We start from the raw sequence: 25,289 nt of genomic DNA on the forward strand, positions 1-25,289 counted from the left end.
ACCTCCATCCTTCGCGAGCGCGAACATCCACGATAGGCGACAGCGAAGCCCGCCACGCCCGACCCGGAGGCGGATACGTCGCACCACCGGCCATAAACGCGATTCGTACCGAGAAACGCGTGCAGACCGCGTTTATCCGACGAAATCGCGTTTATGGATGTCCCCCGGGAGGCCGGACGCCGGTAGGTCGCGCGGGGACGTGACCCGCCGCACGGGGATGCCGCGGCCTCTCGCGCCCGGCTCTCTCGCGGTGTCGGAGGCCGGGGGTACCGTGGAAGCCGGAGGTTTCGATGACACTCGATCCGCACTCGCCCCGCACCCCGTCCGCATCCGACAACCCCGGCCCCCACCCCTGGCGCCGCTACGTCGCCCTCGGCGACTCGTTCACCGAGGGAATCGGCGACCCGCTGCCCGACGGCGGTCATCGCGGGTGGGCCGACCGGGTCGCCGAGGTCCTCGGCGCGCAGGTCGACGATTTCGCCTACGCCAACCTCGCGGTGCGCGGAAAGCTCATCGCGCAGATCGTCGCCGATCAGATCGAGCCGGCGCTCGCGCTCAAACCCGACCTCATCACCATCTCCGCGGGCGGAAACGACGTCATCCGCCCGGGCAGCGATCCCGATGCCGTGTCGCGGCAGTTCGAAGACGCCGTCGCGCGTCTGCGCGCCAGCGGGGCCACCATCGTCGTCTTCACAGCGATCGACACCGAGTTCACGCCGGTGTTCCGCGGCATCCGGGGCAAGGTCGCGATCTACAACGAGAACATCCGCTCGATCGCCGACCGCTACGACTGCGTGGTCGCCGACCAGTGGGGCCTCAAAGAGGTGCAGGACATGCGCTTCTTCGACGACGACCGGCTGCACTACAACTCCCTCGGTCATCACGAGGTCGCCCGCATGGTGTTGCGGGCCCTCAACGTGCCCAACGACCTCGAGCCGATGAAGGCCGAGACCAGGGCGATCACGACGTGGCGCGCCGCCCGCGAGAAGGACTTCGTGTGGGCGCGCGAGTACCTCGTGCCTTGGGTGCTGCGCCGCCTGCGGCACCAGTCGTCCGGCGACCACATCCAGCCCAAGCGCCCCGAGCCGCTTCCGGTGGTGACCCTCGCCCCGGGGCGGGATGCCGCGGGCTCCCGCGAGACGCAGGCGTGACGCCCGTGCACGCCCTTCCCGACGCGGTCGTCGCCTTGCTGAGCGTGGCCGCCGCGGACACCCTGCTGCGAGACGCCGATGCGCTCGCCGAGACGCTCGCCGACACCGGGTGGGCACCCGAGGTCGAAAGCGGTCGCTTCAGCGCCGCGGGGTGGGATGTCGTGTCGTCGGCGTGGCCGCCGAACCTGTCGGTGTTCCGCGACGGGGAGCTTTCCGACGTCCGCCGCAACGCGCTCGCGATCGCCGAGACGCTCAACGCCGAACCGCAGCGATGGGCCTTCGACACCGAGGGGCCGGACTGGTCGGGCTGGAACGCCGACGACCCGCGGTGGGACGACGAGCAGATCGACTGGCTCGAGTGGCGCGGCCGGGGTGTCGTCGTGCAACTGTTCACGGCGCCCGAGGCGCAGATCGGCTCCGACGCGCTCCCTCCGCATCTGCACCTCGCGATGGAACGGGACGATTCCCCGCCCGAGGGCCTGCCGCGCGACGACGCCCGCGACCGCCGCGTCGCCGCGGAGGGAAGCGTCGTCGAGAGGTGGTTCCTGGTCGGCGAGGACGATCTCCCCGACGATCTGCTCGCGGCGCTGGGCGCCGACCCCGACCAGCGCGTGAGCGCCGCGGCCGCGTCGGAGCTCCGCATGCGTGCGGTCGGGTTCGACGACCCGACCGGCTGAGCCGGTTCGAAATCCCCCGCCTCAGGCCCGGCGTCCCCGTCCGAGTTCCCACAGCGCCACCGCGCTCGCCGCGGCGACGTTGAGCGAGTCCACTCCCCCGGCCATCGGGATCGTCACGACGGTGTCCGCCGCGGCGAGCGCGCCCCGGCTGAGTCCGTCGCCCTCGGATCCCATCAGCAGGGCCACGCGCTCGTGCCCCGCGGCAGAGAAGGCGTCGAGGGTCACCGCGTCGTCCGACAAGGCCAGTGCGGCGAGGTGGAATCCGGCGTCGTGCAGCAGGGGGGCGGCATCCGACCACTCCGGCAGTCGCGTCCACGGCACCTGGAAGACGGTGCCCATGCTGACGCGGACGCTGCGTCGGTACAGCGGGTCGGCACAGCGCGGGGTGACGAGCACCGCGTCGGCGCCGAGGGCCGCCGCCGAACGGAACGCCGCTCCGATGTTGGTGTGATCGACCACGTCTTCGAGAACGACGACGAGTCGCGCGTCGCGCACGACGTCTTCGACGGATGCCAGCGCGGGGCGGTGCATGGACGCCAGGAGCCCCCGGTGCACGGTGTATCCGGTCACCTGTTCGGCGACCTCGGCTGGGACGACGTAGACCTCGGCGTCTTCACCGACGAGCGCGAGCGCATCGGCGAGGAACTTCTCCTGCACGAGGACGGAGCGCGGACGATGCCCCGCGCGGAGGGCGCGGTCGAGGACCTTCGACGACTCGGCGATGTAGAGCCCGCCGGCCGGCTCCGATACCCGCCGCAGCGACACGTCGGTGAGATCGCGATAGTCGGTGAGGCGCGGGTCGGCGGCGGAGTCGAGGGGGATGACGGGCATCCCCCCATGGTGCCAGCAGCCCGCGCGCCAGACCTCACGCCACGTGCAGCGCCCGACCCCCGGCGATCACCAGGGCCCGCTCGGGCTGACGCACGAGCGCATCCATGGGGTTCTCGGCATCCACGAGGACGATGTCTGCGCGCGCCCCCTCGACGAGGTCGTGCACCTCTCGACCGACGGCCCACGCCCCCGCGCGGGTGGCGAGCTCGACGACGCGGAGCAGCTCCTCGTCGCGCACGAGCCCTCCCGCGCGGGCGTACTGCCAGGCGATGCCGAGCGTGTCGCCGGTGCCGAAGGGGCTCCAGAGATCCCGGATGCCGTCGGTGCCGAGCCCCAGGCGGACACCGGCCGCGTCGAGCTCGGCGAGGGGAAGCTGCGCCAGCCGCAGCGGGGCGACGGTGGTCATCGATACGCCGGCCGCGCCCATCGCGGCGAGGAGGTCGCGCCGGCGGGCGGGGTCGAGCTGGGCGACGGCGAACCCGTGGGCAATGTTCACCCGTCCGCCGAGTCCCAGGCGCTGCGTGCGCTCGATGAGCAGCTCGATCTGGAACGCGCCGAGCTCGGCCGCATCGTGCAGGTGGATGTCGAGGTCGACCCCGGTGTCGGCGGAGAGCGCGGTCAGGGCGTCGATCTGTCCCACCGGGTCGCGGTCGATCGACGCGGGGTCAAGACCGCCGATCCCCGTGACGCTGTCGCGGCCTGCGGCCTCGCGCAGCTGCTCGAGGACCCCCGGGCGTCGGAGCACCCCATCCTGCGGGAAGGCCACGATCTGCACGTCGAGGGCGCCCCCGTAGGCGGCCGCGGCTTCTTCGACCGCCTCGATCCCGCGCAGGCCCACCCCGTTGTCGACGTCGACGTGGGTGCGGATCGCGGTCGTCCCCTGGCGGACGAGCTCGCGGAGCACGAGCGCGGAGCGCTCGGGCGAGGGGATGCCGAGCGCCTCGCGCTGCTCCCGTTCGTGACGGATGCGCCCCTCGGTCGACCCCTCGCCGCCGTACGACTGCCACGGCAGTCCCCACCACGACTTGTCCATGTGCGCGTGGGCGTTCACGAGCCCTGGCAGGGCGAGCAGCCCGCGTCCGTCGAATTCCCGGATGCCGATGGGGTCGGCGGCGGCGGGGGTGATCGCGGTGATCCGTCCCCCGTCGATGGCGATGTCGACGAGATCACCGCCCCACGGACGCACGCGGCGGAGAGAGGTGACGTCGAGCATGGCGGGCCGGGGGAAGGAGCTCATTCCCCCAGTCTCCCTTTCGCGCGCGCGTCCCCGCGACACGGACCCGTCGACGGGGAGGACGGACGGGCTGCCGGCGCGAGCCGGTGTCGGCGCCCCGCCATAGACTCGATGGGACGGAGGTGTGCATGACCGACACGACGCAGGACGCCGAGTTCTCGGCATCCATCGATCGCGCGGTCGAGGTCCTCGCCGGGCGCAAGATCGCCGTCCTCACGGGCGCGGGCGTGTCGACCGATTCGGGGATCCCCGACTATCGGGGCAAGGGGGCGCCGACGCGCACGCCCATGACGGCTCAGCAGTTCCTCTCGAGTGCCGATGCGCGCCGCCGCTACTGGGTGGGCAGCCACCTGGGGTGGAAGGTGTTCGCCGCCGCGCAGCCGAACGACGGTCATCGCGCCCTCGCCGATCTCGAGTCCGCCGGAGTCGCCAACGGCGTGATCACGCAGAACGTCGACGGTCTGCACGTGCGGGCCGGCAGCGGACGCGTCGTCGAGTTGCACGGCACGATGCGCCGCGTCGGCTGTCTGCAGTGCGGGCAGGTGTTCGACCGCCGCGACCTGGCCGAACGCGTCGAGGCCGACAACCCGTGGATCCGTCTTCCCGAGAACGTCGAGCTCGGTCCCGACGGCGACGTGACGCCCGCGTCCGCCGACGGTTTCGTCGTGCCGACGTGCTCGGTGTGCGGGGGCACGCTCAAGCCCGACGTGGTGTTCTTCGGCGAGTACATCCCGGTCGAGAAGTTCCGCGAGGCCGAGCAGCTCGTGCACACCAGCGAGGCCCTCGTGATCGCCGGTTCGTCGCTCGTGGTGAACTCCGGGATCCGCCTGGTGGAGCGCGCGCGCCGTCGCCGCCTGCCCGTCGTCATCATCAATCGTGGCGAGACCCGCGCCGACCGCCGCGCGACGGTGAAGATCGACGGCAGCACGAGCGACGTGCTCCGCGCGTTCGCGGAGCGACTCCCGGGCCTGCTCTGACCTCCCGCTTGCTCGTCGCCGGCGCGATCACTCCCCGCGCGTGTATCCCACCGCTCCCCCGTCGAGGAAGGCTCGATGCGCGCCGCGCACCGTCATCCCGGTGAGGCGCTCGATCGCCGCGGTCGCACCGGCGCGCAGCTCGCCGTGACGGCGGACGAAGACGGCGTGGGCACGGGGGGCGTTCCACCCCTCCGGCAGCAGCGCGGCCGGTAGGTCCGGATCGGTGAACGGGAAACGGCGGTAGTCGTCGGTGAGGCTCACGCGCGCGATCAGCGCGGCGTCCGTCTCTTCGGTCGTCGGGGTGTCGTGCTGGGCGACGAACGCCCCGTAGTGCGCGTCGAGCGCGTCGAGATCCCACCCGCGGGCGGCGATCGAACGGTCGTGGTCGAGGTCGCCGCTGCGGCTGAGGAAGATGTCGGAGCCCACGCCGTGGGCGTCCATCAGCTGCCGCGCTGCGTCCAGACGATCACCGGGAGCGACCCAGATCGCCGGTTGCAGCTGCCCGAAGCCGAGCCAGGTGAGGGTCTTGCGCATCTCGTCGCGCGCCGAGCGATCACCGGCGCGCGTCGCGATGAGCGTCCACTCCCCGCCCCACTCTCCGGACACGTGCCGGAAGATGCGTTCACGCCCCTCGTCGAGCAGTTGCCAGGCCTTGGGTGACAGCAGGTAGGTGGTGAGTCGCCCGTCGCGGCGGGTCTCGAACCAGCCCTCCGCGCGCAGACGCGACATCACCACCCGGGTGGTGGCCGGCTCGATGCCGAATTGCTGCAGGACGTCGCTCAACCCGCGCAATGGCACCTCGCCTTCGCCGCAGTACCGGAAATAGTCCCCGAAGAGCGTGAAGACGAGAGAGCGGGGGCGCATGCAAGAACGTTACCGGACGCGAATGTAACGAAGCTATGGCGCTAGACGCATTTATGTTGCATACTCGTTGCGTCGTGACGGTTCGACATCTTCAGCGAGGAGGCTGACATGCGTATCGCGATCATCGGGGGCGGCCCGGGCGGGCTGCTCTTCGCCGCCCTGGCCGCACGGAACATCCCCGGCGCCCACGTCGACCTGTTCGAGCGCAATCGCTCCGACGAGGCGTTCGGCTTCGGCGTCGTGTTCTCCGATGCCACGCAGAGTGGAGTGGATGCCGCCGACTCGGCCCTGCGCGAGACCCTCGACGCGTCGGGAGTGCGCTGGGATGCCATCCGCGTCACCGTCAAGGGCGAGACGATGACCTTCGGCGGCAACGGCATGGGAGCGGTGCTGCGCAAGGATCTGCTCGCTGCCCTCCAGCGGCGGGCCACGGAGGCCGGTGCCCACCTGCATTTCTCCACCCCGCGGCGCGCGGACGAGCTCGGCGACTACGACGTGATGGTCGCCGCGGACGGGGCCAACTCGCAGACCCGCGCCGCGATCGGCGACGACTCCCTCGGGGTGACCTACGAGACAGCGGCGGCCAAGTTCATCTGGTTCGCCACCGATGCCCCCTTCGAGGGACTCACCTTCCTGCACACGCACGCCGACGGGCTGACCGCCGACGTGCCCGGCGTCTTCGCGGCGCACGCGTATCCCATCGGCGGGGGCCTGTCGACGTTCATCGTCGAGACCGACGAAGACACCTGGCGCGCGGCCGGGCTGGACGGATTCGACCTCACCACTGCCCCGGGTCCGAGCGACGAGCACAGTCAGCGTCGCCTGGAGGAGATCTTCGCGCCGCTCATCGGAGGCGCCCGACTGATCGGCAACAACTCGCGGTGGGGAAACTTCCGGACCATCCGCGCCCGGAGCTGGCACAGCGGCAAGGTCGTCCTGCTCGGCGACGCCGTGCACACGGCCCACTTCTCGGTCGGGAGCGGCACGAAGATGTCTCTCGAAGACGCCATCGCGCTCGCCGATGCGCTCGCCACGCACCCCGACGACGTCGAGGCGGCTTTCCTGGCCTACGAGGCTGAGCGACAGCCGCAGGTGGCCCGCATCCAGGGCGCCGCGCGGCCGAGTCTGTCGTGGTGGGAGAACTTCGGTACCTACTTCCACGCGTTCGAGCCCTGGCAGTTCGGTTTCCACTTCTTCTCGCGCGCTCTCCCGGCGGCGAAGATCGCGCGCCGGGATCCGGATGCCGTGCGTCGAGCGCTCGACCGGTGGCAGAGCCGTCATGGCGCGCCGCCCCTGGAATCCGCCGTCGCGGGACTGCTCGATCGACGCGTGGTCGCGCGCGACGCGCTGCCGCCGGTCGTCACCGTCGCCGCGGGTGACGGCATCCGTCCCGATGACGCCGTGCGTTCGGCCCTCGCCGAGCACCGCGACGCGACCGCCGTGCTCGTCACCGGCGGCAGCGCCCTCGATCGCCAGCTCACCGCCGAGGCCGCGCGACTGCGGCACGGCGTGGCGGCGATCATCGACGAACCCGATTGCGACGAAGATCGTGCCATGACCCTGGTGCTCTCGGGCCGCGCGGATGCGGTGCTGCGATGAGGACGCGGGAGGGGACGACGCCCTGGCCCGTCGAGTTCGCCGAACGGTACCGCACCGCGGGGCTGTGGCAGGGCCGCACGCTGGGCGACGCGTTCGCCGAGGCCGCGCACGTGCACGCCGATCGCATCGCGCTGGTCGACGACGAGGTGTCGCTCACGTACGCCGAGGTGCACGACCGGGTCGAGGCGTGCGCGGCGCGCCTGATCGATCGGGGGCTCGCCCCCGACGACCGGGTCGTGGTGCAGCTGCCCAATCACTGGACGTTCGTGGTCCTGACGCTGGCGTGCCTGCGGGTGGGCATCGTGCCGGTGATGGCGCTGCCCGCCCACCGCGAGCACGAGCTGCGGCACCTGATCTCGGCATCCGAAGCGGTCGCTCTGGTCACCCCCGACTCGCTCCGCGACTTCGACCACCTCGCGCTTGCCCGCACTCTCCGCGCGTCGAGCCCGACGGTGCGGGATCTCATCGTCCTCGGCGACACGACCCCCCAGCCCGACACCGTCAGCCTCACCGCGTTGTGCGCGCCCTCCGACGAGGCCACCCGCACCCGCCGGCTACCGACTCCGGATGCCGCGGACGTCGCGCTGTTCCTTCTGTCGGGCGGGACGACGGGCCTGCCCAAGCTCATCGCCCGCACGCACGACGACTACCTGTGCAACATCGTCCTCACGTCGCCTCCCTCGGCGGTCGACCGCGACACCGTGTACCTCGTGACACTGCCGATGGGCCACAACTTCCCGCTCGCGTGCCCCGGCATTCTCGGCACCCTGCTGGCCGGCGGCACCGTCGTCCCTCTCGGTTCCCCCCGGCCCGAACGTGCCTTCGCGGCGATCGAACGACACGGGGTCACTCACACCGCCGCGGTGCCCGCGGTCGTCGCCGCGTGGCTGGATCACGCCGGCGTCGTGGGAATCGACGCACTGCGGAGCCTGCGCGTGCTCCAGGTGGGCGGCGCCCGCCTGGCCGACGAGCTCGCGGAGCGTGTCGTGCGCGGGTTTCCCGGAACGCTGCAGCAGGTCTTCGGCATGGCCGAGGGGCTCATCAACGTCACGCGCCTCGACGATCCGATCGAGGTCGTCGTCGGCACACAGGGGCGGCCCGTGTCGTCCTTCGACGAGTTGCGCGTGGTCGATGAGACGACCGGTCTCGAGGTCGCCGCGGGCGAACCCGGCGTGCTGCTCACCCGCGGGCCGTACACGCCGCGCGGCTACTACGACGCCCCCGAGGCCAACGCCCGGTCCTTCACCCCCGACGGCTTCTACATCACCGGCGACATCGTGCGACAGCGCCCCGACGGCAACCTCGTCGTGGAGGGGCGCAGCAAGGACATGATCAACCGCGGGGGCGAGAACATCTCGGCCGAAGAGGTCGAGAACCTCGTGTACAGACTCGCCGCGGTGCGGCTCGCAGCCGCCGTGGCGATGCCGCACGGCACCCTCGGTGAGACGGTGTGCCTGTTCGCGGTGCTCCACGACGGTTGCGAGCTCGATCTCGCCGCGGTACGCGCGCACTTCGACACCTCGGGCGTCGCCGCCTTCAAACGCCCCGACCACCTCGTCACCGTCGAGGAACTGCCCCTGACGAAGGTCGGCAAGATCGACAAGAAAGCCTTGCGCGAGATGCTCGCCGCCGAACTCACGGCATCGTGATCCGAAAGGAGCGTTCGATGTTCATCGACGCCGCCGATCTCTCCCCCGCCGACACCTACCGTCTGCTCGTCGGCTCCGTCGTTCCGCGCCCCATCGCGTGGGTGACGAGCGGGCACGACCCGGTGAACCTGGCGCCCTTCAGCTCGTTCACCTGGGTGAGCCAGCACCCGGCCATGCTCGGCTTCACCGTCAACCGACGCGCGAACGGACGCAAGGACACGGTGCGCAACATCGAGGAGTTCGGTGAGTTCGTGGTGAACATCGCCGACGAGACGATGCTGCCCGCGCTGCACGCGAGCAGCGAATGGATGCCGCCCGAGGTCGGCGAGGCCGATCATCTGGGCCTGGCTCTCGAGGAGTCGCGGGTGATCGGCGTCCCGGGCCTCGCCGACGCGCCCGTGCGGATGGAGTGCCGGTACCACTCGACCACAGCCTTCAGCCCCACCGGCGGCGAGTTCGTCGTGGGCACGGTGGTCGCCTGGACCGTGCGCGACGACATCGTGCGCCTCGGCTCGACGGGCGCGGCCAGCATCGACACCGAGCTGCTCCGCCCGATCGGCCGCCTGGCCGGCCCGCGTTACACCCCGCTCGGCGAGGTGGTGGAGCTGCCGCCCGTGCCGGGCGGGTGACCCCACCCGCGGGTGCCCACGGGACCACCCCCGCACGCCGAGACCGCACGTGGTCGCCGAGAACGCATCCGTCCGGCAACGAACAGAGGCGTTTTCGGCAACCACGTGCGGTCTCGATGCGCGCTACCGGGCGCGCGTCGCCACGGGTCGAGCCCTCAGAACCAGCGTGCGATACGGGGCAGCTCACCGCCGCCGACGACCCGCAGCCGACGGGCACCCCGACCGGCGAGCCAGCGCGCGAGATCGGCGGCGGCGCCCTCGACGATCGGGCCACCCTCGCCGTACTCCCCCGGCGCGGCATCGCGGTCGGTGGCCCGCAGCACGACGGCGCCGGGCTCGCTCCGGCGCGTCCAGGCACGCAGGACGTCCGCGATGATCCCATCGATCATCTCGGGAGGGAAGTCGAGGAACGAGCCGCCGTCGGCGAGGTCGACCGCGTGCACCCACACTTCTTTCGCGCGCATCCACGCCGTCTCGCGCGCGGGCACCGTTCGCCCCTGTGCGGTGACGACCTCGGCATCCCACTGCGCGTTCGACAGATCGCGCCACTCGACGTCCAGGTGCACGGCGGCGTGGTCGACGAGGTGGCGCAGAGCGCGCGTGGGGAGCGTCGCGCCGAGGGCGATCTCGTCGGCCCGTTGCGTATCGGAGGCGTACATGGGTGTCTCGACGCCCGTGCGCGCCCATTCGACCAGCCGCGCGACGGCGCGGGCGTTGTACCCGACGTGCGCGACGAGGTGCCGACGCGTCCAGCCGGGCAACAGGCTCGGGGCGTCGAGCTCTTCGTCGTCGAGCTTCATGAGGCGTCGCGCGAAGTACGCCGTGCCGCGACGGGCGAGCTCGAGGTGCGCGTGCGGGGCGGAGTCGGCGTCGTAGCGCGCTCCGGCGCCCTGCCGTTCCCGCAGCGCGAGCTGCTCGGGTGTCAGCTCCCTCGCGCTCACGGCTCCTCCGCCGCGAAGCGGTTGCGGAGCGTCCCGATCCCGTCGATCGTGACCTCGACGACGCTTCCGGATGCCAGATACTCCCGGGGTTCGCGCGCGTGCCCGACGCCGCCGGGGGTTCCGGTGAGGATCACGTCTCCCGGGCGCAGCGTGGTGATGGTCGAGACGTACCGCACGAGGTCGACCGGGCCGTGGACGAGGTCGTGGATGTCGCCGACCTGCTTCTGCACGCCGTCGACGGTGGTGGTCATGCGCGCGTCGGAGGGAATCTCGTCGGGGGTGGCGAGCACAGGCCCGAGCGGCGTCGAGCGCTCCCACATCTTGCCCTGCAGCCATTCGCGTGTGCGGAACTGCCAGTCGCGCATCGAGACGTCGTTCGCGATCGTGTATCCGGCGATGGCGTCCGCGGCCTGCTCGTCCGACGCGCGGCGCACGGTGGAGCCGATGACGACGACGAGCTCCCCCTCCCAGTCGATCTCGGGGCTCTCCCTCGGCAGGGCGATCTCCTCGCCGGCCGCGGCGAGGGTGTCGGCGAACTTGGCGAAGAGCACCGGGTACTCGGGCAGGTCGCGCTTCATCTCGAGGATGTGCGCGCGGTAGTTCAGGCCCACGCACACGATCTTGCTCGGAGCCAGGATCACAGGCGCGAAGTCCACTGCGTCGAGATCGACCACCGGGCCTTCGAGAGCCCTCACCGCCGACGGAGCCCCGGCGCGCAGCACCTCGCCGACGTCGGCGAAGCGTTCCAGCACGACGGCCCGACCCCCCTCCACGCGGGCCGCGGCGGTGGCCCCCTGCCAGTGCAGGGTCAACAGCTTCATCGATCGGTCTCCTCTTCGAACTCGCGGTACAGCCCCAGGCCCTCGAAGATGGGCGTGTCGCTGAAGTGGAACAGGTCCAGGCGCGTCTCGGCCTGCACGCGGAAGCGACACCAGCTCGGTACGACGAAGATGTCACCGTGTTCGACGGCGTGCTCGGTGTCGCCCAGCAGCACGCGTCCGGTGCCCTCGAACACCTGGTAGACGTTGGACCCCACCTCTTGGCGCACCGGGGTGGACGCGCCCTCGCGCAGGCGATGGAACTGCGCGCGGATGGTGGGCATGACATCTCCCCCGGTCGTGGGGTTCGAGAACCGCACGGCCGCGTGTCCGGGGCCGACGGTGGCCGGCATCCCCTCGCTCTCCAACAGCAGCTGGTCGGTGAGGGCGGCGTCGGTGTGCTCCCACCGGTAGGCGCCGATCGGGCTCGATACGGTACGGCGCAGTCCCGCGAGCGGCAGCAGTCCCGGGTGGGCCCACAGGCGTTCGGAGCGCGAGAAGTTGGGGGTCGCCTCGTCGGTCACCCGCTCGGAGCCGAACTCGAAGAAGCCCGAGTCCATCTGGTAGGCGAAGGGGATGTCGAGGCCGTCGATCCAGGTCATCGACTCATCGGTCTCGTTGTGGTGGCCGTGGAAGTGCCAGCCGGGAGTGAGCAGGAAGTCGCCGCGGCTCATGCGCACCGGATCGCCGTTCACGACGGTCCACACCCCCTCGCCCGAGGTGACGAAGCGGAAGGCGTTCTGCGAGTGCCGGTGCTCGGGTGCCGTCTCGCGCGGCCCGAGCTGCTGGATGGCCGCCCACAGCGTCGGTGAGATGTACGCGCGTCCGTTCATCCCCGGGTTGGCGAGCCCGATGGCCCGCCGCTCTCCCCCGCGCCCCACGGGCACGAGGTCCCCCGCGCGCTCGGCGAGGGGTCGCAGGGCACTCCACCGCCACACCCACGGCACCGCCTTGGGTTGGGGGGTCTGCGGCATGAGGTCGTCGAGCTGCGTCCACAGCGGAATGAGGTGATTCTCGTCGAATCCGCGGTACAGGGCGCGCAGCTCGGGGGTGTCCTCGGGCTGCATCGCATTCTCGACCGGGGTCACGGTCTCGCTCATCGGTCCTCCTCGACGTCGGCGTGAGTCCAGGTTGCATGACTTGTCGTCGTTGCGCAACGCAAATATGTCACACATCGGGAAAAGCGGGACATTTCTGTTGCGCGAGACGCGAATCTGTTACACCATGTCGCCAGTGGATGCCGCGGCACGGCGCCGCGATCCCCGCGTGAGCATCGATCTGCAAGGAGGCAGAGCATGTCCGAAATCGAGTACGACGAGACGACTTCGTCCGACGGAACACCCATCGCGTACTTCCGCCGTGGCAGCGGGCCGGCCCTGGTCGTGACGCACGGCAGCATCGCGACGAAGGAACAGTGGATCCCCGCGAGCGAGCATCTCGCGGAACACGTCACGCTGTACGTCTACGACCGTCGTGGACGCGGCGGAACGGGCGACGCCGCGGAGTACTCCCTGGCCCACGAGGTCGCCGACATCGCCGCGATGAGGGAGGTCGCCGGCCCCGGCGCGCACCTTCTGGGCCATTCGTTCGGGGCGCTGGCCACCCTCGCCTACGCCCGGGAGCACGGCCTGGGCGGCGGAACCCTTCTCGCCTACGAACCTCCGCTCGCGGTGCAGGGCCCCGTCGCCGGCGAGCGCCTGCAGGGGTATCGCGACCTGGTGGATGCCGGTGACCTCGACGCTGCGCTCGAGTACGCGCTCGTGAACTTCGTACGCGTGCCGGCCGAGGCCATCCCCTTCATCCGCGAGACGCCGCTGTGGGGCGCGAGCGTCCCGCTCACCCCCACGTGGGTCCGCGAGCTCGCGGAGATCGACGCCCTCGGCAGCGATCTGTCCGGCTATGCCGAGATCGATGCCCCGACCCACCTCATCGCGGGAACGGCGACCACGTCGTTCCTGTACCAGTCCGCCCACGACCTGGTGGACGTCATTCCGAACGCCGGGATCACCGACATCGAGGGCGCCGACCACTTCGCGCACCTCGCCGACCCGGGGGGCTTCACCCGCGTGGTCGTCGGCGCGCTCGACCGCGCATCCGTCGCCCGCTGACCGGCGTTCCGCAGAACCGGCCCCCGGCGTGCGACCCGACCCGCGCCGGGGGCCGATCCCGCACCCTCGCGCTCGCGAACGCCAGGCGGGTGCGAGCCTCGACCAGGACCGCGAGCTAGGCTCGAACGGTGACGATCCTGACTCTTGTGCGACACGGTGAGACGGCCTGGAACCACGGGGGCCGCATCCAGGGCTCGACCGACATCCCCCTCAACGACACGGGCCGCATCCAGGCGCAGGGCATCGCCGAGACACTCGCCGCGGAGTACGCCGGTCGCGAGGTCGTCGTCGTCTCGAGCGACCTGTCGCGCGCGGCCGAGACGGCCGACGTGATCGCCGCGGCCCTGGGCACCACGGTGAGCCGACGGATGCCGGGGCTGCAGGAGCGCTCCTACGGCGAGGCCGAGGGCATGGACGCACCCACCTTCTACGACACGTACGGTCCGTGGCACGCGGCCGACGTCCCGGGCGCGGAGGCGTGGCCGGTCGTGCGCGAGCGCGCGCTGGCCGCGATCGCCGAGGTCGTCGCCGAGACCCCCGACGGCGTCGACGTGATCGCCGTCGCGCACGGCGCGCTGATCCGCGAGGTCATCATGTTCGCCACCGACGGGGAGTTCCCCCGCGAGGGCGAGCGTCTGCCGAACTGCTCGGCGACGACGTTCCGCCTCGACGGCGACGCGTGGGAGATGCTCGCCTACGCGGGCGTCGCGAGCTGACCCGCGGGCTTCACCCGCGCGCGCACGACCCCGCGATCGCGTGCGAGGCACGGAGGTCCCGCGGGGCCCGGGCGCCGCGACCCCCGGGCGCTCATCCGCGCCCCGGCTCCGCCCCGGCCCGCATGACCAGCGCGCGCGCGTGACGCAGGATCGGCTCGTCGATCATGCGCCCCTCGAAGCGGAACGCGCCGCCCTCGGCCTCGGCGAGCACCCCGTGCGCCCATCGCAGCTGTTCCTCCGTCGGCGCGTAGGCCTCGCGGATCGTCGCGACCTGACCCGGGTGGATGCACGCGGTGGCCGCGAACCCCGAGGCGGCGGCATCCTGAGCTTCGAGGGAGAGACCCTCGAGATCGCCGATGTCGACGTGCACCGCGTCGATCGCGCGTTTGCCGAAGGCTCCCGCGGCCAGCAGCACGCGCGCGCGAGCGAGGCGCGCGACATCGCGATAGGTGGCGTCGGCGAATCTGCTGGAGGTGCCGCCGAGACTGGCGACGAGGTCTTCGGCTCCCCACATGAGCGCGACGACCTGGGGGACGGCGGCGAGCTGCTCCGCGTGCACCACCCCCCGGGCCGTCTCGCAGAGCGCGATGACGTCGTATCGGGACAGCGGGGCGAGGGATGCCGGGTCCTCGGCCTTGGCGACCATGACCGTGCGGATGCGGGTCTGCGCGAGAGCGGCGAGATCCCGCGAGAACTCCGGAGTCTCGGGACCGTTGACCCGCACGATGACGCGGTCGGGGTCGGGATCCGCGGCGATCATCGCCTCGCGCGCGACGGACTTGGCGTGTCCGGCGACGGCGTCCTCGAGGTCGAGGATCGCGGCATCCGCCCGCTCGAGGGCTTTGGGCAGCCGCTCGGGGCGATCGGCGGGGACGAACAGCAGCGCGGGGCCGAGGGCGAACGGTCGCGTCCCCTCGCGAGAGTCGGGGTGCGCGCCGCTCATGCCCGCAGCCCCTCGTCGTTCCGGGCGGCGCTCGTGTTGACGACGCTCACGCCGCCGTCTCCTGGGCCCACACGAGCACCGTGCGCGTCGCCGTGGCGACGACCTCGTCGTTCTGCGAGCGACCCGTGTGCGCCATCACGACGACGCCCTGACCGGGGCGGGACGCCGAGGGGCGCACCGAGACGATCTCGGTCTCGGCGATCAGGGTGTCACCGACGAACAGCGGAGCCGGGAAGCTCACGTCGGTCAGGCCGAGTTGCGCGACGAGCGTGCCCTGGGTGAGCTGCCCCACCGAAAGCCCCACGAGGGTCGACAGCGTCCACATCGAATTCACCAGCGGACGACCGAACGGCTGGGTCGCCGCATACGCTGCATCGAGGTGCAGGGCCTGCGGGTTCATCGTCAGGGTCGTGAACATCACGTTGTCGGCATCCGTCACCGTCCGCCCGGGACGGTGCGCGTACCTCTCACCGACGACGAACTCCTCCAGATACAGGCCGCGCTGCTCGATCATGCCGCAACGGTACCCGTGAGCCCCAGCGCACGCGAGATCACCATGAGCTGCACCTCGGTCGTGCCCTCGCCGATCTCGAGGATCTTCGAGTCGCGGTAGTGGCGCGCGACGGGGTACTCGTTGATGAACCCGTTGCCGCCGAACACCTGTGTCGCATCGCGCGCGTTCGCCATGGCGGCGTCGCTCGCGGTCATCTTCGCGACGGCGGCGTCGACCGTGAAGGGCTTGCCGGCGTCGCACAGGCGCGCGGCGTGCACCCACGCGAGGCGGGCGGTGTGCACGCGGGCGTGCATGCGCGCGAGCAGGAACTGCATGTTCTGGCGCGTGGACAGGCGCTCGCCGAACACGGTGCGGCTGCGGGCGTAGTCGACGGCGGCTTCGAGGCAGCCCTCGGCGGCTCCGGTCGCGAGGGCGGCGATCGCGACGCGGCCCTCGTCGAGGGTGCGGAGGAAGTTCTTGAACCCGTGACCGCGCTGGCCCAGCAGGTTCGCCTCGGGAACCCGCACGCCGTCGAACGTCAGCGGATGCGTGTCGGAGGCGTTCCAGCCGACCTTGTCGTACGCGGGACCCACGGTGAACCCGGGCGCGCCGTTGGGCACGATGATCGTCGAGATTTCGGGGCGGCCCGCCTCGGTGCGGCCGGTGACCGCCGTGACGGTCACGAAGCGGGTGATGTCGGTGCCGGAGTTGGTGATGAACTGCTTCGTCCCGTCGATCACCCATTCACCGCCCTCGAGCTTCGCGGTCGTGCGGGTGGCGCCGGCATCGCTGCCGGCCTCGGCTTCGGTGAGTCCGAATCCGGCGAGCGCGCGACCGGCGACGAGGTCGGGAAGGTACTCCGTTCTCTGCGCGTCGGTGCCGTAACGGTAGATCGGCATGGCGCCGAGGCCGACGCCTGCCTCGAGGGTGATGGCCATCGACTGGTCCACGCGCGCGACGCCCTCGATCGCGACGCACAGGCTCGCGTAGTCTCCGCCCTGACCGCCGACCTCCTCGGGGAACGGCAGGCCGAACAGCCCCAGGTCGCCCATCTGCTCGACGAGGTCGAGGGGCAGCTGGTGGGCGCGGTCGGCTTCGTACGAGCGCGGCGCGATCACCTCGTCGGCGAACTCGCGCACCATCGCGCTCAGTTCGCGCTCGTCTTCGGTGAATACCTGCTGGCTGTCGATGCTCACGAGAGGGTCTCCTTGTGGGATGAAGCGGGGTGGGATGCCGGGATGCCGGCGGAATCGCGGGACGGGGGAATCTCAGGGCTCACCGTCGCGACCACCGCGTCTCGCGCGACCTGCGCGCCCGCGGAGGTGCGCAGCCGCACCGTCCCGGAGTGCGGGGCCACGACCGTGTGCTCCATCTTCATCGCCTCGATGGTGACGAGCCGGGCGCCGGCCTCGACGCTGTCTCCGTCGACGACGTGCACGGCGACGACGGTTCCGGGGAGAGGGGCGACGAGGTCGGGATCGACGGCCCCGGGCGCGCGGCCCGCGGCGGTCCGGCGGCGCTGGGCGGCATCTCGCCGCGACACGACTCGCAACCGGTGCGCTCCCCCGTCGGCGTGCACCCAGTACTCCACCGGTCCGCCCGTCACGACCGCCTCTTCGGCGGCACCCGGCGCGATCGCGTGCACCTGCCCGGCGTCGTCTTGCATCGACACCGTGCGAGCCGCCGCCGCTCCCCCGGCCCGCCACGCCCCGACGCGTCCCCAGACGGAGCCGTCGGCCGGGGTCCCGGCATCCGCGGCTCTCTGCGCCACGGCGGCGAGCGCGGCCTGCGACGGTTCCGGAGCCTCCGGAGTCCCCCGCCGATCCAGCAGCCCCGTGTCGAGGTCACCCGCGCGCACGGCCGGGTCGGCCAGCAGGGCGCGCAGATCCGCGATGTTCGTGTCGACGCCGAGCACGACCGTGTCGGCGAGGGCGGCGTCGAGTCGGGCGAGGGCCGTCTCGCGGTCGGGGCCGTGCGCGATGACCTTCGCGATCATCGGGTCGTACAGCGAGCTGATGACGCTGCCGGTCTCGACGGCGCTGTCGACGCGGGCGGATCCCGGATGCCACAGGCTCACGGTCCCGGTTGCGGGGAGGTATCCGCGGGCGGGCGTCTCGGCGTACACGCGCGCCTCGATCGCGTGACCGTCGAGGCGGATCTCGCTGAGGTCGAGCGCGAAGCCCGCCGCGACCCGCAGCTGCTGCTCGACGAGGTCGATGCCGGTGACCATCTCGGTGACCGGATGCTCGACCTGCAGGCGCGTGTTCATCTCGATGAAGAACGGCTCGTCGAGCCGGTCGCCCGCGACGAGGAACTCGACGGTCCCGGCGCCGAGGTAGCCGACGCTGCGGGCGGCGGCGACGGCGGCCTCGCCGAGGCGGGCGCGGGTCTCCGGGTCCACGACCGGAGAGGGAGCCTCTTCGATCACCTTCTGATGCCGTCGCTGCAGCGTGCACTCGCGCTCGCCGAGCGAGAGGGTCGTGCCGTGCGTGTCGGCGAGCACCTGCACCTCGATGTGGCGCGGGCGCTCGAGCAGCCGTTCGAGCAGCAGGGTGTCGTCGCCGAAGGCCGCGGCGGCGACGCGTCGGGCGGTCACGAGGGCGTCGGCGAGGTCGGCGGGACCGGTGGCCACGGTCATGCCTTTGCCGCCCCCGCCGGCGGAGGGCTTCACGAGCAAGGGGTATCCGGCGCGGTCGGCCTCGGCGGCGATCTCGTCGTCGCTCAGCCCCGTCGCGGAGAAGCCCGGCACGGTCGGCACGTCGTGCGCGGCGACGTGCTCCTTGGCGCGGATCTTGTCGCCCATCACCTCGAGTGCCTCAACGCCCGGGCCGACGAACACGATCCCGACCGCGGCGCACGCGCGGGCGAAGCCGGCGTTCTCGCTGAGGAAGCCGTAGCCCGGGTGCACGGCATCCGCCCCCGACGACACCGCGGCGGCGACAACCGCGTCGACGTCGAGGTACGAGGGCACGCGCACCGCGTGATCGGCCTCGCGGGCGTGGGGCGCGTCGGCATCGGCGTCGGTGAAGACGGCGACCGAGCGGATGCCGAGACGCCGCAGCGTCCGGAACACCCGGCGCGCGATCTCACCGCGGTTGGCGACGAGAACGCAGGAGAACATGCGGGGAGTCTCATCCATCGCGGGATTCACATCCGGAAGAGGCCGAAGCCCCGGTCGGCCAGCGGCACGCGGCTGACGACGTCGAGCGCGAGCCCGAGCATCGTGCGCGTGTCGGCGGGGTCGATCACGCCGTCGTCCCAGAGCCGGGCGGTGGCGTAGTACGGGCTGCCCTGCTCCTCGTAGCGGTCGCGGATGGGTTTCTGGAAGGCCTGGTCGTCGGCATCCGTCCACTCCTCGCCGCGCGCGGCGCGCTGATCGCGCGTGACGGTCGAGAGAACGGATGCCGCTTGCGCACCGCCCATGACCGAGATGCGGCTCGAGGGCCAGGTCCAGAGGAACCGCGGGTCGTACGCGCGACCGCACATGGCGTAGTTGCCGGCGCCGTACGAGCCGCCGACGAGGACCGTGAGCTTGGGGACGCGGGTGGTCGCGACGGCGGTGACCATCTTGGCGCCGTCTTTCGCGATGCCTCCGGCCTCGGCATCCCGCCCCACCATGAACCCGGTGATGTTCTGCAGGAAGAGCAGGGGGATGCCGCGCTGATCGGCGAGCTCGATGAAGTGCGCAGCCTTCAGCGCCGACTCGCTGAAGAGCACGCCGTCGTTGGCGATGATCGCGACCGGGTGCCCGTGCAGGCGCGCGAAGGTCGTGATGACGCTCTCTCCGTACAGCGCCTTGAACTCGTGCAGGGTGCCGGCGTCGACGAGGGTGTCGATGATCGCGCGCATGTCGACGGGCTGGGCGACGTCGGCGGGGACGATGTCGTAGAGCGCCTGCGAGTCGCGCGCCGGCTCCGTCGGCGGGGTCACCTCCCACACGGGCACAGGGGTCGGCGGGAGGGTCGCGACGATGTCGCGGACGATCTCGAGCGCGTGCTCGTCGTCGTCGGCGAGGTGGTCGACCACTCCCGAGCGGCGGGCGTGCAGGTCGCCGCCGCCGAGGTGCTCGGCGGTGACGTCTTCGCCGATCGCAGCCTTCACCAGGGGCGGTCCGCCGAGGAACACCGTGCCCTGGTTGCGCACGATCACGCTCTCGTCACTCATCGCCGGGACGTACGCCCCGCCCGCGGTGCACGAGCCCATGACGGCGGCGATCTGCGGGATACCGCGGGCCGACAGCTGCGCCTGATTGCGGAAGATGCGGCCGAAGTGCTCGCGGTCGGGGAACACCTCGTCCTGCATGGGCAGGAACGCCCCGCCCGAGTCGACGAGGTAGATGCACGGCAGGCGGTTGTCGAGGGCGATCTCCTGCGCGCGCAGGTGCTTCTTCACCGTCAGGGGGAAATACGCCCCGCCCTTCACGGTGGCGTCGTTGGCGACGACCATGACGTGGCGTCCGTGCACGAGGCCGATACCGGCGACGACCCCGGCGCCGGGAGCCCCGCCGTCGTACAGGCCGTGAGCGGCGAGGGGGGCGACCTCGAGGAACGGGCTGCCCTCATCGAGAAGTCGGTCGATGCGGTCGCGGGCGAGGAGCTTGCCGCGAGCGGTGTGACGCTCTCGCGCGGCGTCGGACCCACCGCGGGCGGCCGTGGCGAGGGTTTCGCGCAGCTGTTCTGCGAGGTCGCGCTGGGTGGGCGCGGCGGTGGGGGCGGCGGTGGGCGCGGCGTTCTGTGACGTCTCGGGCGCTGGCGCGGTGACCGGTGCTGTGCTCATGGCGGCTCCGTCTCGGTGCCGCATCGTCGACGGCACCGTCGTTCCGGTCGAGGTCGTTCCCACCGGAGGGGATTTCAGTTAATGTTGGCTAACTGAGATTCCAGGCTAGCCCGAGCGGATGCCGATGACAAGAGCGAACGACGAGCCCCCCGCGGCCGCCGGCGAAGCGCGCGCTGACGCGGCGCCCCCCCTCGCCCCCGCCGGCACCGCCCGCGACCGCGCGAAGGCCGACCGCCGCGCCGCCCTGCTGGCCGCAGCGGCCCGCCTGTTCGCCGAGCGAGGCTTCGACGGCGTCACCCTCGGCGACATCGGCGAAGCCGCCGGGGTGAGCGGCCCGGCCGTCTACCGCCACGTTCCGGGCAAGCAGGCGTTGCTGGGCGCGATCCTCGTCGACGTCAGCGAGCGGTTGCTCGAGGGCGGGCGCCGAGTCGCGAAATCCGCCGCCGCAAACACAACCGCGGAGCCCCCGCCCGACACACCGCCCCCAGACACCCTCACCCCGCGTGTCACCGAATCCCCCCGCGATCCTGCACACACGGCATCCGCCCCCGACCGCCCTGGGGATCGCAGCGCCGACGCGCCGCCTGAGGCTGCCCCCGTCGACAGCACGCTCCGCGCCCTCGTCGACTTCCACGTCGCGTTCGCGCTCGCCGAGGCCGATGTGATCCGCGTGCAGGACCGTGACCTCGACCGCCTCTCCCCCGACGACCGCCGCACGGTGCGCCGCCTGCAGAACACGTACGTCGCCGTGTGGACCGAGGCGCTCGCCACAGCGCATCCCGATGTCGAAACTCCCGCCGAGCGGCGCGTGCGCGCCCTGGCGTGCTTCGGTCTGATCAACTCGACGCCGCACAGCGTGCGCGGCGTACCCGCGGCTCGCGTGCGCCCGACCCTGACCCGCATGGCGCTGGCGGCGCTGACAGCCTGATCCTTCGGCATCCGTCGCGATACCCCCGTCGAGTGCCCGAAACACCCGGACGCATCGCAAAATCATCCGGGTGTTCTGGACGCTCAACCGGATTCCTCGGCGATCCCGCGGTCGAGCGATCTCACCGCCAGGCGCGATGACTCGCTCCCAACCAGAAGGTGCCGAGGGCGACCACTCCCTCGGCACCCCGTCGGTGCACCGCGCGACGACCGCGCCGCCGCGGGTCGCTCAGCGCAGCAGCATCGCCCTCCCGGGCTCGCGCAGCACGCCGGCGACGTCGGTGAGGAATCGCGCCGCCTCCGCCCCGTCGACCAACCGGTGGTCGAACGACAGGCTGAGGGTCAGCACGTCGCGCAGGGCGATCTCGCCGTGGTGCTCCCACGGCGTGCGCCGCAGGGCGCCGACCGCGAGGATGCCCGCTTCGCCGGGGTTCAGGATCGGCGTCCCCGCGTCGACGCCGAACACGCCGACGTTGGTGATCGAGAACGTCCCGCCGGTCATCGCGGCCGGAGCGGTCCGTCCGGCGCGGGCCGTGGCGGCGAGTTCGGCGATCGCATCGGCGAGGTCGACGAGGTCGAGCCGGTCGGCATCCGGGATCACCGGAACCACGAGACCGCGATCGGTCGCGGCCGCGATCCCCAGGTTGACGTAGTGGTGCTCGACGATCTCACCCGCCGCGTCATCCCACTTCGCGTTGAGCGCGGGCGTGCGCCCGAGCGCCAAGCACACGGCCTTCGCGACGATCGCGAGCACGCCGATGCGGTGTCCGTCGAGCGCGCGGTCGGTCTTGAGCGAGGCGAGCAGCTCCATGGTCGCAGTCACGTCGAGGGTGAGGAACGTCGTCGCGTGCGGAGCCGTGAACGCGCTCTGCACCATCGCCGCGGCCGTGTGCTTGCGCACTCCGCGGATCGGCGTGCGCGTCACCCGGTCGCCGGACCGGTCAGTCGGGGGGACCGTCGACATCGAAGCGGCGGCGGGTGCCGTGACCTCGGGCATCGCCGGAGTGCGCGCCGCGAACTCCTCGACGTGGCCGCGCGTGACCATCTCGCCCGGGTGGGCGGCGGCGACCAGCACGAGGTCGACCCCGAGGTCTTTCGCGAGCTTGCGCACCGGCGGAGTCGAGCGCGGACGCTCAAGCGGCAGGTCGATCGGCCCGGTCTTGACGACGTCGTGCGGAGCGGCCTCGCGCACGGCATGGTCGGAGTCGATCACCGCGGTCCCGCCGCCGCGCGCGCGGCGCTTCGGACGGTTGACGGATGCCGGAGCAGCGCCGTAGCCGACGAGGTTCGGGGTCGCGCGGGCGGCGATGTCGTCGGCGGGGGCATCGAGGGGCGCTTCGGCGACGGTCTCGACGGCCGCCCCTGCCCCGGCCTCACGAGTCGCCTCAGCGGGCGAGGGCGCGGGGGTGCCGGCATCCGTCCCGCCGAGATCGAACGACACGAGGGGTGAGCCGACCTCGACGACGTCTCCGGCCGCGGCGTGCAGACCCTGCACGGTGCCGGCATACGGCGAGGGGATCTCGACGATCGCCTTCGCCGTCTCGACCTCGGCGATCGTCTGGTTGAGGGTGACGGTGTCGCCCTCGGCCACATGCCACTGCACGATCTCGGCCTCGGGAAGGCCCTCGCCGAGGTCGGGAAGCAGGAACTCCGCGATCATCGAACGCCTCCCTCGATCGTGCCCGCGATCCGTCCGGCATCACTGCGCTCCGCGATCATCGAACGCCCCCTTCGACGGTCGCGGCGGATGCGCCGCCGGTGGGCGAAGAGCCCGCACCGCGCTCGAGCACCAGGTCCACCGCGTGCAGGATCCGATCCAGGTCGGGCACGTGGTGCTTCTCGAGCTTCGACGGCGGATAGGGGATGTCGTGCCCGGTGACGCGCCGCGGCGGCGTCTCGAGGTAGTGGAAGCACTCCTCGGTGATGCTCGCGATCAGCTCCGCGCCGACTCCCGCTTCGCGCGCGGCCTCGTGCGTGACGACGACGCGTCCGGTCTTGCGGACGGATGCCGCGACCGTGTTCATGTCGATCGGCGACAGCGAGCGCAGGTCGATGACCTCGAGCGAGATGCCGTCATCTTCGGCGGCGACGGCGGCATCGAGGGCGGTGCGCACCTGGGCGCCGTAGGTGACGATCGTGGCATCCGTGCCCTCGCGGGGGACGCGCGCGAGGTGCATCGGCGGGGCGTCGGCGAGGTCGGCGTCGAGGTCGACCTCACCCTTGGAGTGGTACAGGCGCTTGGGCTCGAAGAAGATCACCGGGTCGTCGGAGGCGATCGCCTGCTGCAGCATGACGTAGGCATCCTGCGGGTTCGAGGCGGCGATCACGCGGAGTCCGGCGGTGTGAACGAAGTACGCCTCGGGCGACTCGGAGTGGTGCTCGGCAGCTCCCACGCCTCCGGCCCACGGGATGCGGATGACCAGCGGCATCCGGATGCGACCGTTGCTGCGGTAGTGGAGCTTCGCGACCTGGCAGACGATCTGGTCGAAGGCCGGGTAGACGAAGCCGTCGAACTGGATCTCGACAACGGGCCGGTAGCCGCGCAGCGCGAGTCCGACGGCCGTACCGACGATGCCGGCCTCGGCGAGCGGGGTGTCGACGACGCGCTGCGCGCCGAAGCGCTTCTGCAGACCGTCGGTGACGCGGAAGACGCCGCCGAGCTTCCCGATGTCCTCGCCCATGAGCAGGACCTTGTCGTCGTTCTCGAGCGCCTTCGACAGGCCCGCGTTGATCGCGGAACCGAGCGTGAGGGCGGTCACTTTTCGAACCCCGCGAGGTAGTCCATGTACTCGGCTTTCTGCCGTTCGACCGCGGCATGCGGTTCCGCGTACACGTGGTCGAACATGGTCTCGGGGGCCCGGGTGGTGGCCTCGATGCACGCGGCGCGCACCTCTGCGGCGAGAGCGTCTGCGGCACGGGCGACCTGGTCCATTCCGGAGTCGTCGAGCATCCCCTCGGCGCGCAGGTAGGCCTCGAGCCGGGCGATCGGGTCGCGTTGCGCCCACTCGTCGACCTCGGCGGAGTCGCGGTAGCGGGTGGGGTCGTCGCTCGTGGTGTGCGGACCCATGCGGTAGGTCACGGCCTCGATGAACGAGGGTCCTTCGCCACGACGGGCGCGGTCGAGGGCCCAGCGCATGGCCGCGACGCAGGCGAGGGCGTCGTTGCCGTCGATGCGGAGGCTCGGGATGCCGAACCCCGGCGCCCGGCCCGCGATCGGGTACTTGGCTTGGACGGTGACGGGCTCCGAGATGGCCCATTGGTTGTTCGAGCACACGAACACCACGGGGGCGCGGAAAGACGAGGCGAAGACCATCGCCTCGTTGACGTCGCCCTGGCTCGTCGCCCCGTCGCCGTAGTACGCGACGGCGACGTCGGTCGAGCCGTCGCGTTGAGCGCCCATCGCCCAGCCGGTGGCGTGCAGTGACTGCGCGCCGATGATGATCTGGGGAGGCGCCGCGTTGATGGTGGTGTGGTCGTAGGCGGAGTGCTCTTCGCCGCGCCAGGCCAGGACGTAGTCAGCGGGCTTGGCACCGCGGCCCAGCAGCACTCCGTGCTCGCGATAGCTGGGGAAGACGAAGTCTCCCGGGGCGAGGGCGTGGGCGGTGCCGACCTGGGTGGCCTCCTGTCCACGGCACGGCGCCCAGAGGGCGAGCTGTCCTTGGCGTTGCAGGGCGACCCCCTCGGCATCCAGCCGACGGGTGAGGACCATGTCGCGGTGGAGGGCGCGCAACTCGTGCGGCGAGAGATCGGCGACCCAGGGGTCGAGGGTGTCGTCGGCGATCCGGGAGCCGTCCGGCTCGAGGATGCGGAGCACGTCGTCGACGGCGTCGTGGTCGTCGGCTCGTCCTGTCGAGGAGACTCGGGTCTGGGTGTACGTCATCGTCATCCCTCCAGTGCGGCCCGGGCTCCTCGTGAGAGCCGGGGCGTACGGATGCCGGCAGCACCGCCGACGAGGC

The 25,289-nt window shown here is 71.6% G+C and carries 23 protein-coding genes; 9 read left to right on the forward strand and 14 right to left on the reverse strand.

The features are described 5' to 3' along the window. Window positions 1–290 precede the first annotated feature (290 nt). Both QBE02_RS03285 and QBE02_RS03290 read left to right on the forward strand, forming a co-directional pair. The gene (locus QBE02_RS03285) at window positions 291–1,151 is read left to right on the forward strand and encodes an SGNH/GDSL hydrolase family protein (protein ID WP_074694881.1); all 861 of its coding nucleotides are present in this window, start codon (window positions 291–293) and stop codon (window positions 1,149–1,151) included. Next, a complete protein-coding gene (locus tag QBE02_RS03290; protein WP_279367111.1) occupies window positions 1,148–1,828 on the forward strand; it encodes a hypothetical protein in 681 nt (226 codons plus the stop codon). The genes QBE02_RS03285 and QBE02_RS03290 overlap by 4 nt, the downstream gene beginning before the upstream one ends. A gap of 21 nt (window positions 1,829–1,849) precedes the next feature. Here the strand turns inward: QBE02_RS03290 and QBE02_RS03295 are convergent, their stop codons facing one another. Both QBE02_RS03295 and QBE02_RS03300 read right to left on the reverse strand, forming a co-directional pair. Then, window positions 1,850–2,659, reverse strand: coding sequence for a TrmH family RNA methyltransferase (locus QBE02_RS03295; protein WP_279367112.1), 810 nt, complete (start codon window positions 2,657–2,659; stop codon window positions 1,850–1,852). Between the two features lie 34 nt (window positions 2,660–2,693). Next, window positions 2,694–3,896: an amidohydrolase family protein gene (locus QBE02_RS03300; RefSeq protein ID WP_279367113.1), complete on the reverse strand. Its 1,203-nt coding sequence runs from the start codon at window positions 3,894–3,896 to the stop codon at window positions 2,694–2,696. A gap of 125 nt (window positions 3,897–4,021) precedes the next feature. Between QBE02_RS03300 and QBE02_RS03305 the strand changes: the two genes are divergently transcribed. Further along, complete coding sequence (locus QBE02_RS03305) at window positions 4,022–4,870, forward strand: Sir2 family NAD-dependent protein deacetylase (protein WP_279367114.1); 849 nt, start codon at window positions 4,022–4,024, stop codon at window positions 4,868–4,870. A 27-nt stretch (window positions 4,871–4,897) separates the two neighbouring features. Here QBE02_RS03305 and QBE02_RS03310 read toward each other — a convergent pair whose 3' ends face one another. Then, window positions 4,898–5,734 (reverse strand): PaaX family transcriptional regulator, encoded by an 837-nt coding sequence (locus QBE02_RS03310; protein WP_279367115.1) that lies wholly within the window; start codon window positions 5,732–5,734, stop codon window positions 4,898–4,900. Window positions 5,735–5,842: 108 nt separating this feature from the next. Between QBE02_RS03310 and QBE02_RS03315 the strand changes: the two genes are divergently transcribed. Genes QBE02_RS03315 through QBE02_RS03325 form a run of 3 tightly spaced genes read left to right on the forward strand, consistent with a single transcriptional unit; the run spans window position 5,843 to window position 9,611 of the window. Continuing rightward, entirely contained in the window at window positions 5,843–7,333 is a 1,491-nt protein-coding gene (locus QBE02_RS03315) for an FAD-dependent monooxygenase (protein ID WP_279367116.1), read from the forward strand. Beyond that, window positions 7,330–8,982: a (2,3-dihydroxybenzoyl)adenylate synthase gene (locus tag QBE02_RS03320; protein WP_279367117.1), complete on the forward strand. Its 1,653-nt coding sequence runs from the start codon at window positions 7,330–7,332 to the stop codon at window positions 8,980–8,982. Before QBE02_RS03315 ends, QBE02_RS03320 begins: the two co-directional genes overlap by 4 nt. 17 nt (window positions 8,983–8,999) lie before the next feature. After that, window positions 9,000–9,611 carry a flavin reductase family protein gene (locus QBE02_RS03325; protein ID WP_279367118.1) on the forward strand — a complete coding sequence of 204 codons (612 nt, stop codon included), beginning with the start codon at window positions 9,000–9,002 and terminating at the stop codon, window positions 9,609–9,611. A gap of 155 nt (window positions 9,612–9,766) precedes the next feature. Here QBE02_RS03325 and QBE02_RS03330 read toward each other — a convergent pair whose 3' ends face one another. From QBE02_RS03330 to QBE02_RS03340, 3 genes are read right to left on the reverse strand one after another with little or no spacing between them, the layout of a single operon-like run. Next, on the reverse strand, window positions 9,767–10,552 hold the full coding sequence (locus tag QBE02_RS03330) for a maleylpyruvate isomerase family mycothiol-dependent enzyme (RefSeq protein WP_279367119.1): 786 nt from the start codon (window positions 10,550–10,552) through the stop codon (window positions 9,767–9,769). Beyond that, the gene (locus QBE02_RS03335; protein WP_279367120.1) at window positions 10,549–11,373 is read right to left on the reverse strand and encodes a fumarylacetoacetate hydrolase family protein; all 825 of its coding nucleotides are present in this window, start codon (window positions 11,371–11,373) and stop codon (window positions 10,549–10,551) included. The genes QBE02_RS03330 and QBE02_RS03335 overlap by 4 nt, the downstream gene beginning before the upstream one ends. Next, window positions 11,370–12,470, reverse strand: a complete 1,101-nt coding sequence (locus QBE02_RS03340; RefSeq protein ID WP_058625233.1) for a cupin domain-containing protein — start codon at window positions 12,468–12,470, stop codon at window positions 11,370–11,372. The genes QBE02_RS03335 and QBE02_RS03340 overlap by 4 nt, the downstream gene beginning before the upstream one ends. A gap of 195 nt (window positions 12,471–12,665) precedes the next feature. Here QBE02_RS03340 and QBE02_RS03345 point away from each other — a divergent pair, with 195 nt between their 5' ends. Continuing rightward, a complete protein-coding gene (locus tag QBE02_RS03345) occupies window positions 12,666–13,478 on the forward strand; it encodes an alpha/beta fold hydrolase (protein ID WP_279367121.1) in 813 nt (270 codons plus the stop codon). Window positions 13,479–13,606: 128 nt separating this feature from the next. Beyond that, entirely contained in the window at window positions 13,607–14,194 is a 588-nt protein-coding gene (locus QBE02_RS03350) for a histidine phosphatase family protein (RefSeq protein WP_136585754.1), read from the forward strand. A gap of 91 nt (window positions 14,195–14,285) precedes the next feature. Here QBE02_RS03350 and QBE02_RS03355 read toward each other — a convergent pair whose 3' ends face one another. The 5 genes from QBE02_RS03355 to QBE02_RS03375 are packed head-to-tail and all read right to left on the reverse strand — an operon-like array spanning window position 14,286 to window position 20,406. Continuing rightward, window positions 14,286–15,137, reverse strand: coding sequence for an HpcH/HpaI aldolase/citrate lyase family protein (locus tag QBE02_RS03355; protein WP_279367122.1), 852 nt, complete (start codon window positions 15,135–15,137; stop codon window positions 14,286–14,288). Window positions 15,138–15,183: 46 nt separating this feature from the next. Further along, the gene (locus QBE02_RS03360) at window positions 15,184–15,651 is read right to left on the reverse strand and encodes a MaoC family dehydratase (RefSeq protein WP_279367123.1); all 468 of its coding nucleotides are present in this window, start codon (window positions 15,649–15,651) and stop codon (window positions 15,184–15,186) included. After that, window positions 15,648–16,826 carry an acyl-CoA dehydrogenase family protein gene (locus QBE02_RS03365; RefSeq protein WP_279367124.1) on the reverse strand — a complete coding sequence of 393 codons (1,179 nt, stop codon included), beginning with the start codon at window positions 16,824–16,826 and terminating at the stop codon, window positions 15,648–15,650. The genes QBE02_RS03360 and QBE02_RS03365 overlap by 4 nt, the downstream gene beginning before the upstream one ends. Next, window positions 16,823–18,751, reverse strand: coding sequence for an acetyl/propionyl/methylcrotonyl-CoA carboxylase subunit alpha (locus QBE02_RS03370; protein WP_279367125.1), 1,929 nt, complete (start codon window positions 18,749–18,751; stop codon window positions 16,823–16,825). The genes QBE02_RS03365 and QBE02_RS03370 overlap by 4 nt, the downstream gene beginning before the upstream one ends. A 26-nt stretch (window positions 18,752–18,777) precedes the next feature. Then, window positions 18,778–20,406, reverse strand: coding sequence for a carboxyl transferase domain-containing protein (locus QBE02_RS03375; protein WP_279367126.1), 1,629 nt, complete (start codon window positions 20,404–20,406; stop codon window positions 18,778–18,780). Between the two features lie 124 nt (window positions 20,407–20,530). On the opposite strand from QBE02_RS03375, the gene QBE02_RS03380 reads away from it, so the two are divergent. Continuing rightward, window positions 20,531–21,334, forward strand: a complete 804-nt coding sequence (locus QBE02_RS03380; RefSeq protein WP_279367127.1) for a TetR/AcrR family transcriptional regulator — start codon at window positions 20,531–20,533, stop codon at window positions 21,332–21,334. Window positions 21,335–21,562: 228 nt separating this feature from the next. On the opposite strand, the gene QBE02_RS03385 is transcribed toward QBE02_RS03380, so the two are convergent. Genes QBE02_RS03385 through pdhA form a run of 3 tightly spaced genes read right to left on the reverse strand, consistent with a single transcriptional unit; the run spans window position 21,563 to window position 25,213 of the window. Continuing rightward, window positions 21,563–22,993, reverse strand: coding sequence for a dihydrolipoamide acetyltransferase family protein (locus QBE02_RS03385; protein WP_279367128.1), 1,431 nt, complete (start codon window positions 22,991–22,993; stop codon window positions 21,563–21,565). A 55-nt stretch (window positions 22,994–23,048) separates the two neighbouring features. Further along, window positions 23,049–24,092: an alpha-ketoacid dehydrogenase subunit beta gene (locus QBE02_RS03390; protein WP_279367129.1), complete on the reverse strand. Its 1,044-nt coding sequence runs from the start codon at window positions 24,090–24,092 to the stop codon at window positions 23,049–23,051. After that, window positions 24,089–25,213 carry a pyruvate dehydrogenase (acetyl-transferring) E1 component subunit alpha gene (gene pdhA / locus QBE02_RS03395; protein ID WP_279367130.1) on the reverse strand — a complete coding sequence of 375 codons (1,125 nt, stop codon included), beginning with the start codon at window positions 25,211–25,213 and terminating at the stop codon, window positions 24,089–24,091. Before pdhA ends, QBE02_RS03390 begins: the two co-directional genes overlap by 4 nt. Window positions 25,214–25,289: the final 76 nt, after the last annotated feature.

The sequence above is a fragment of the Microbacterium testaceum genome (assembly GCF_029761935.1).
GTDB lineage: Bacteria > Actinomycetota > Actinomycetes > Actinomycetales > Microbacteriaceae > Microbacterium > Microbacterium testaceum_A.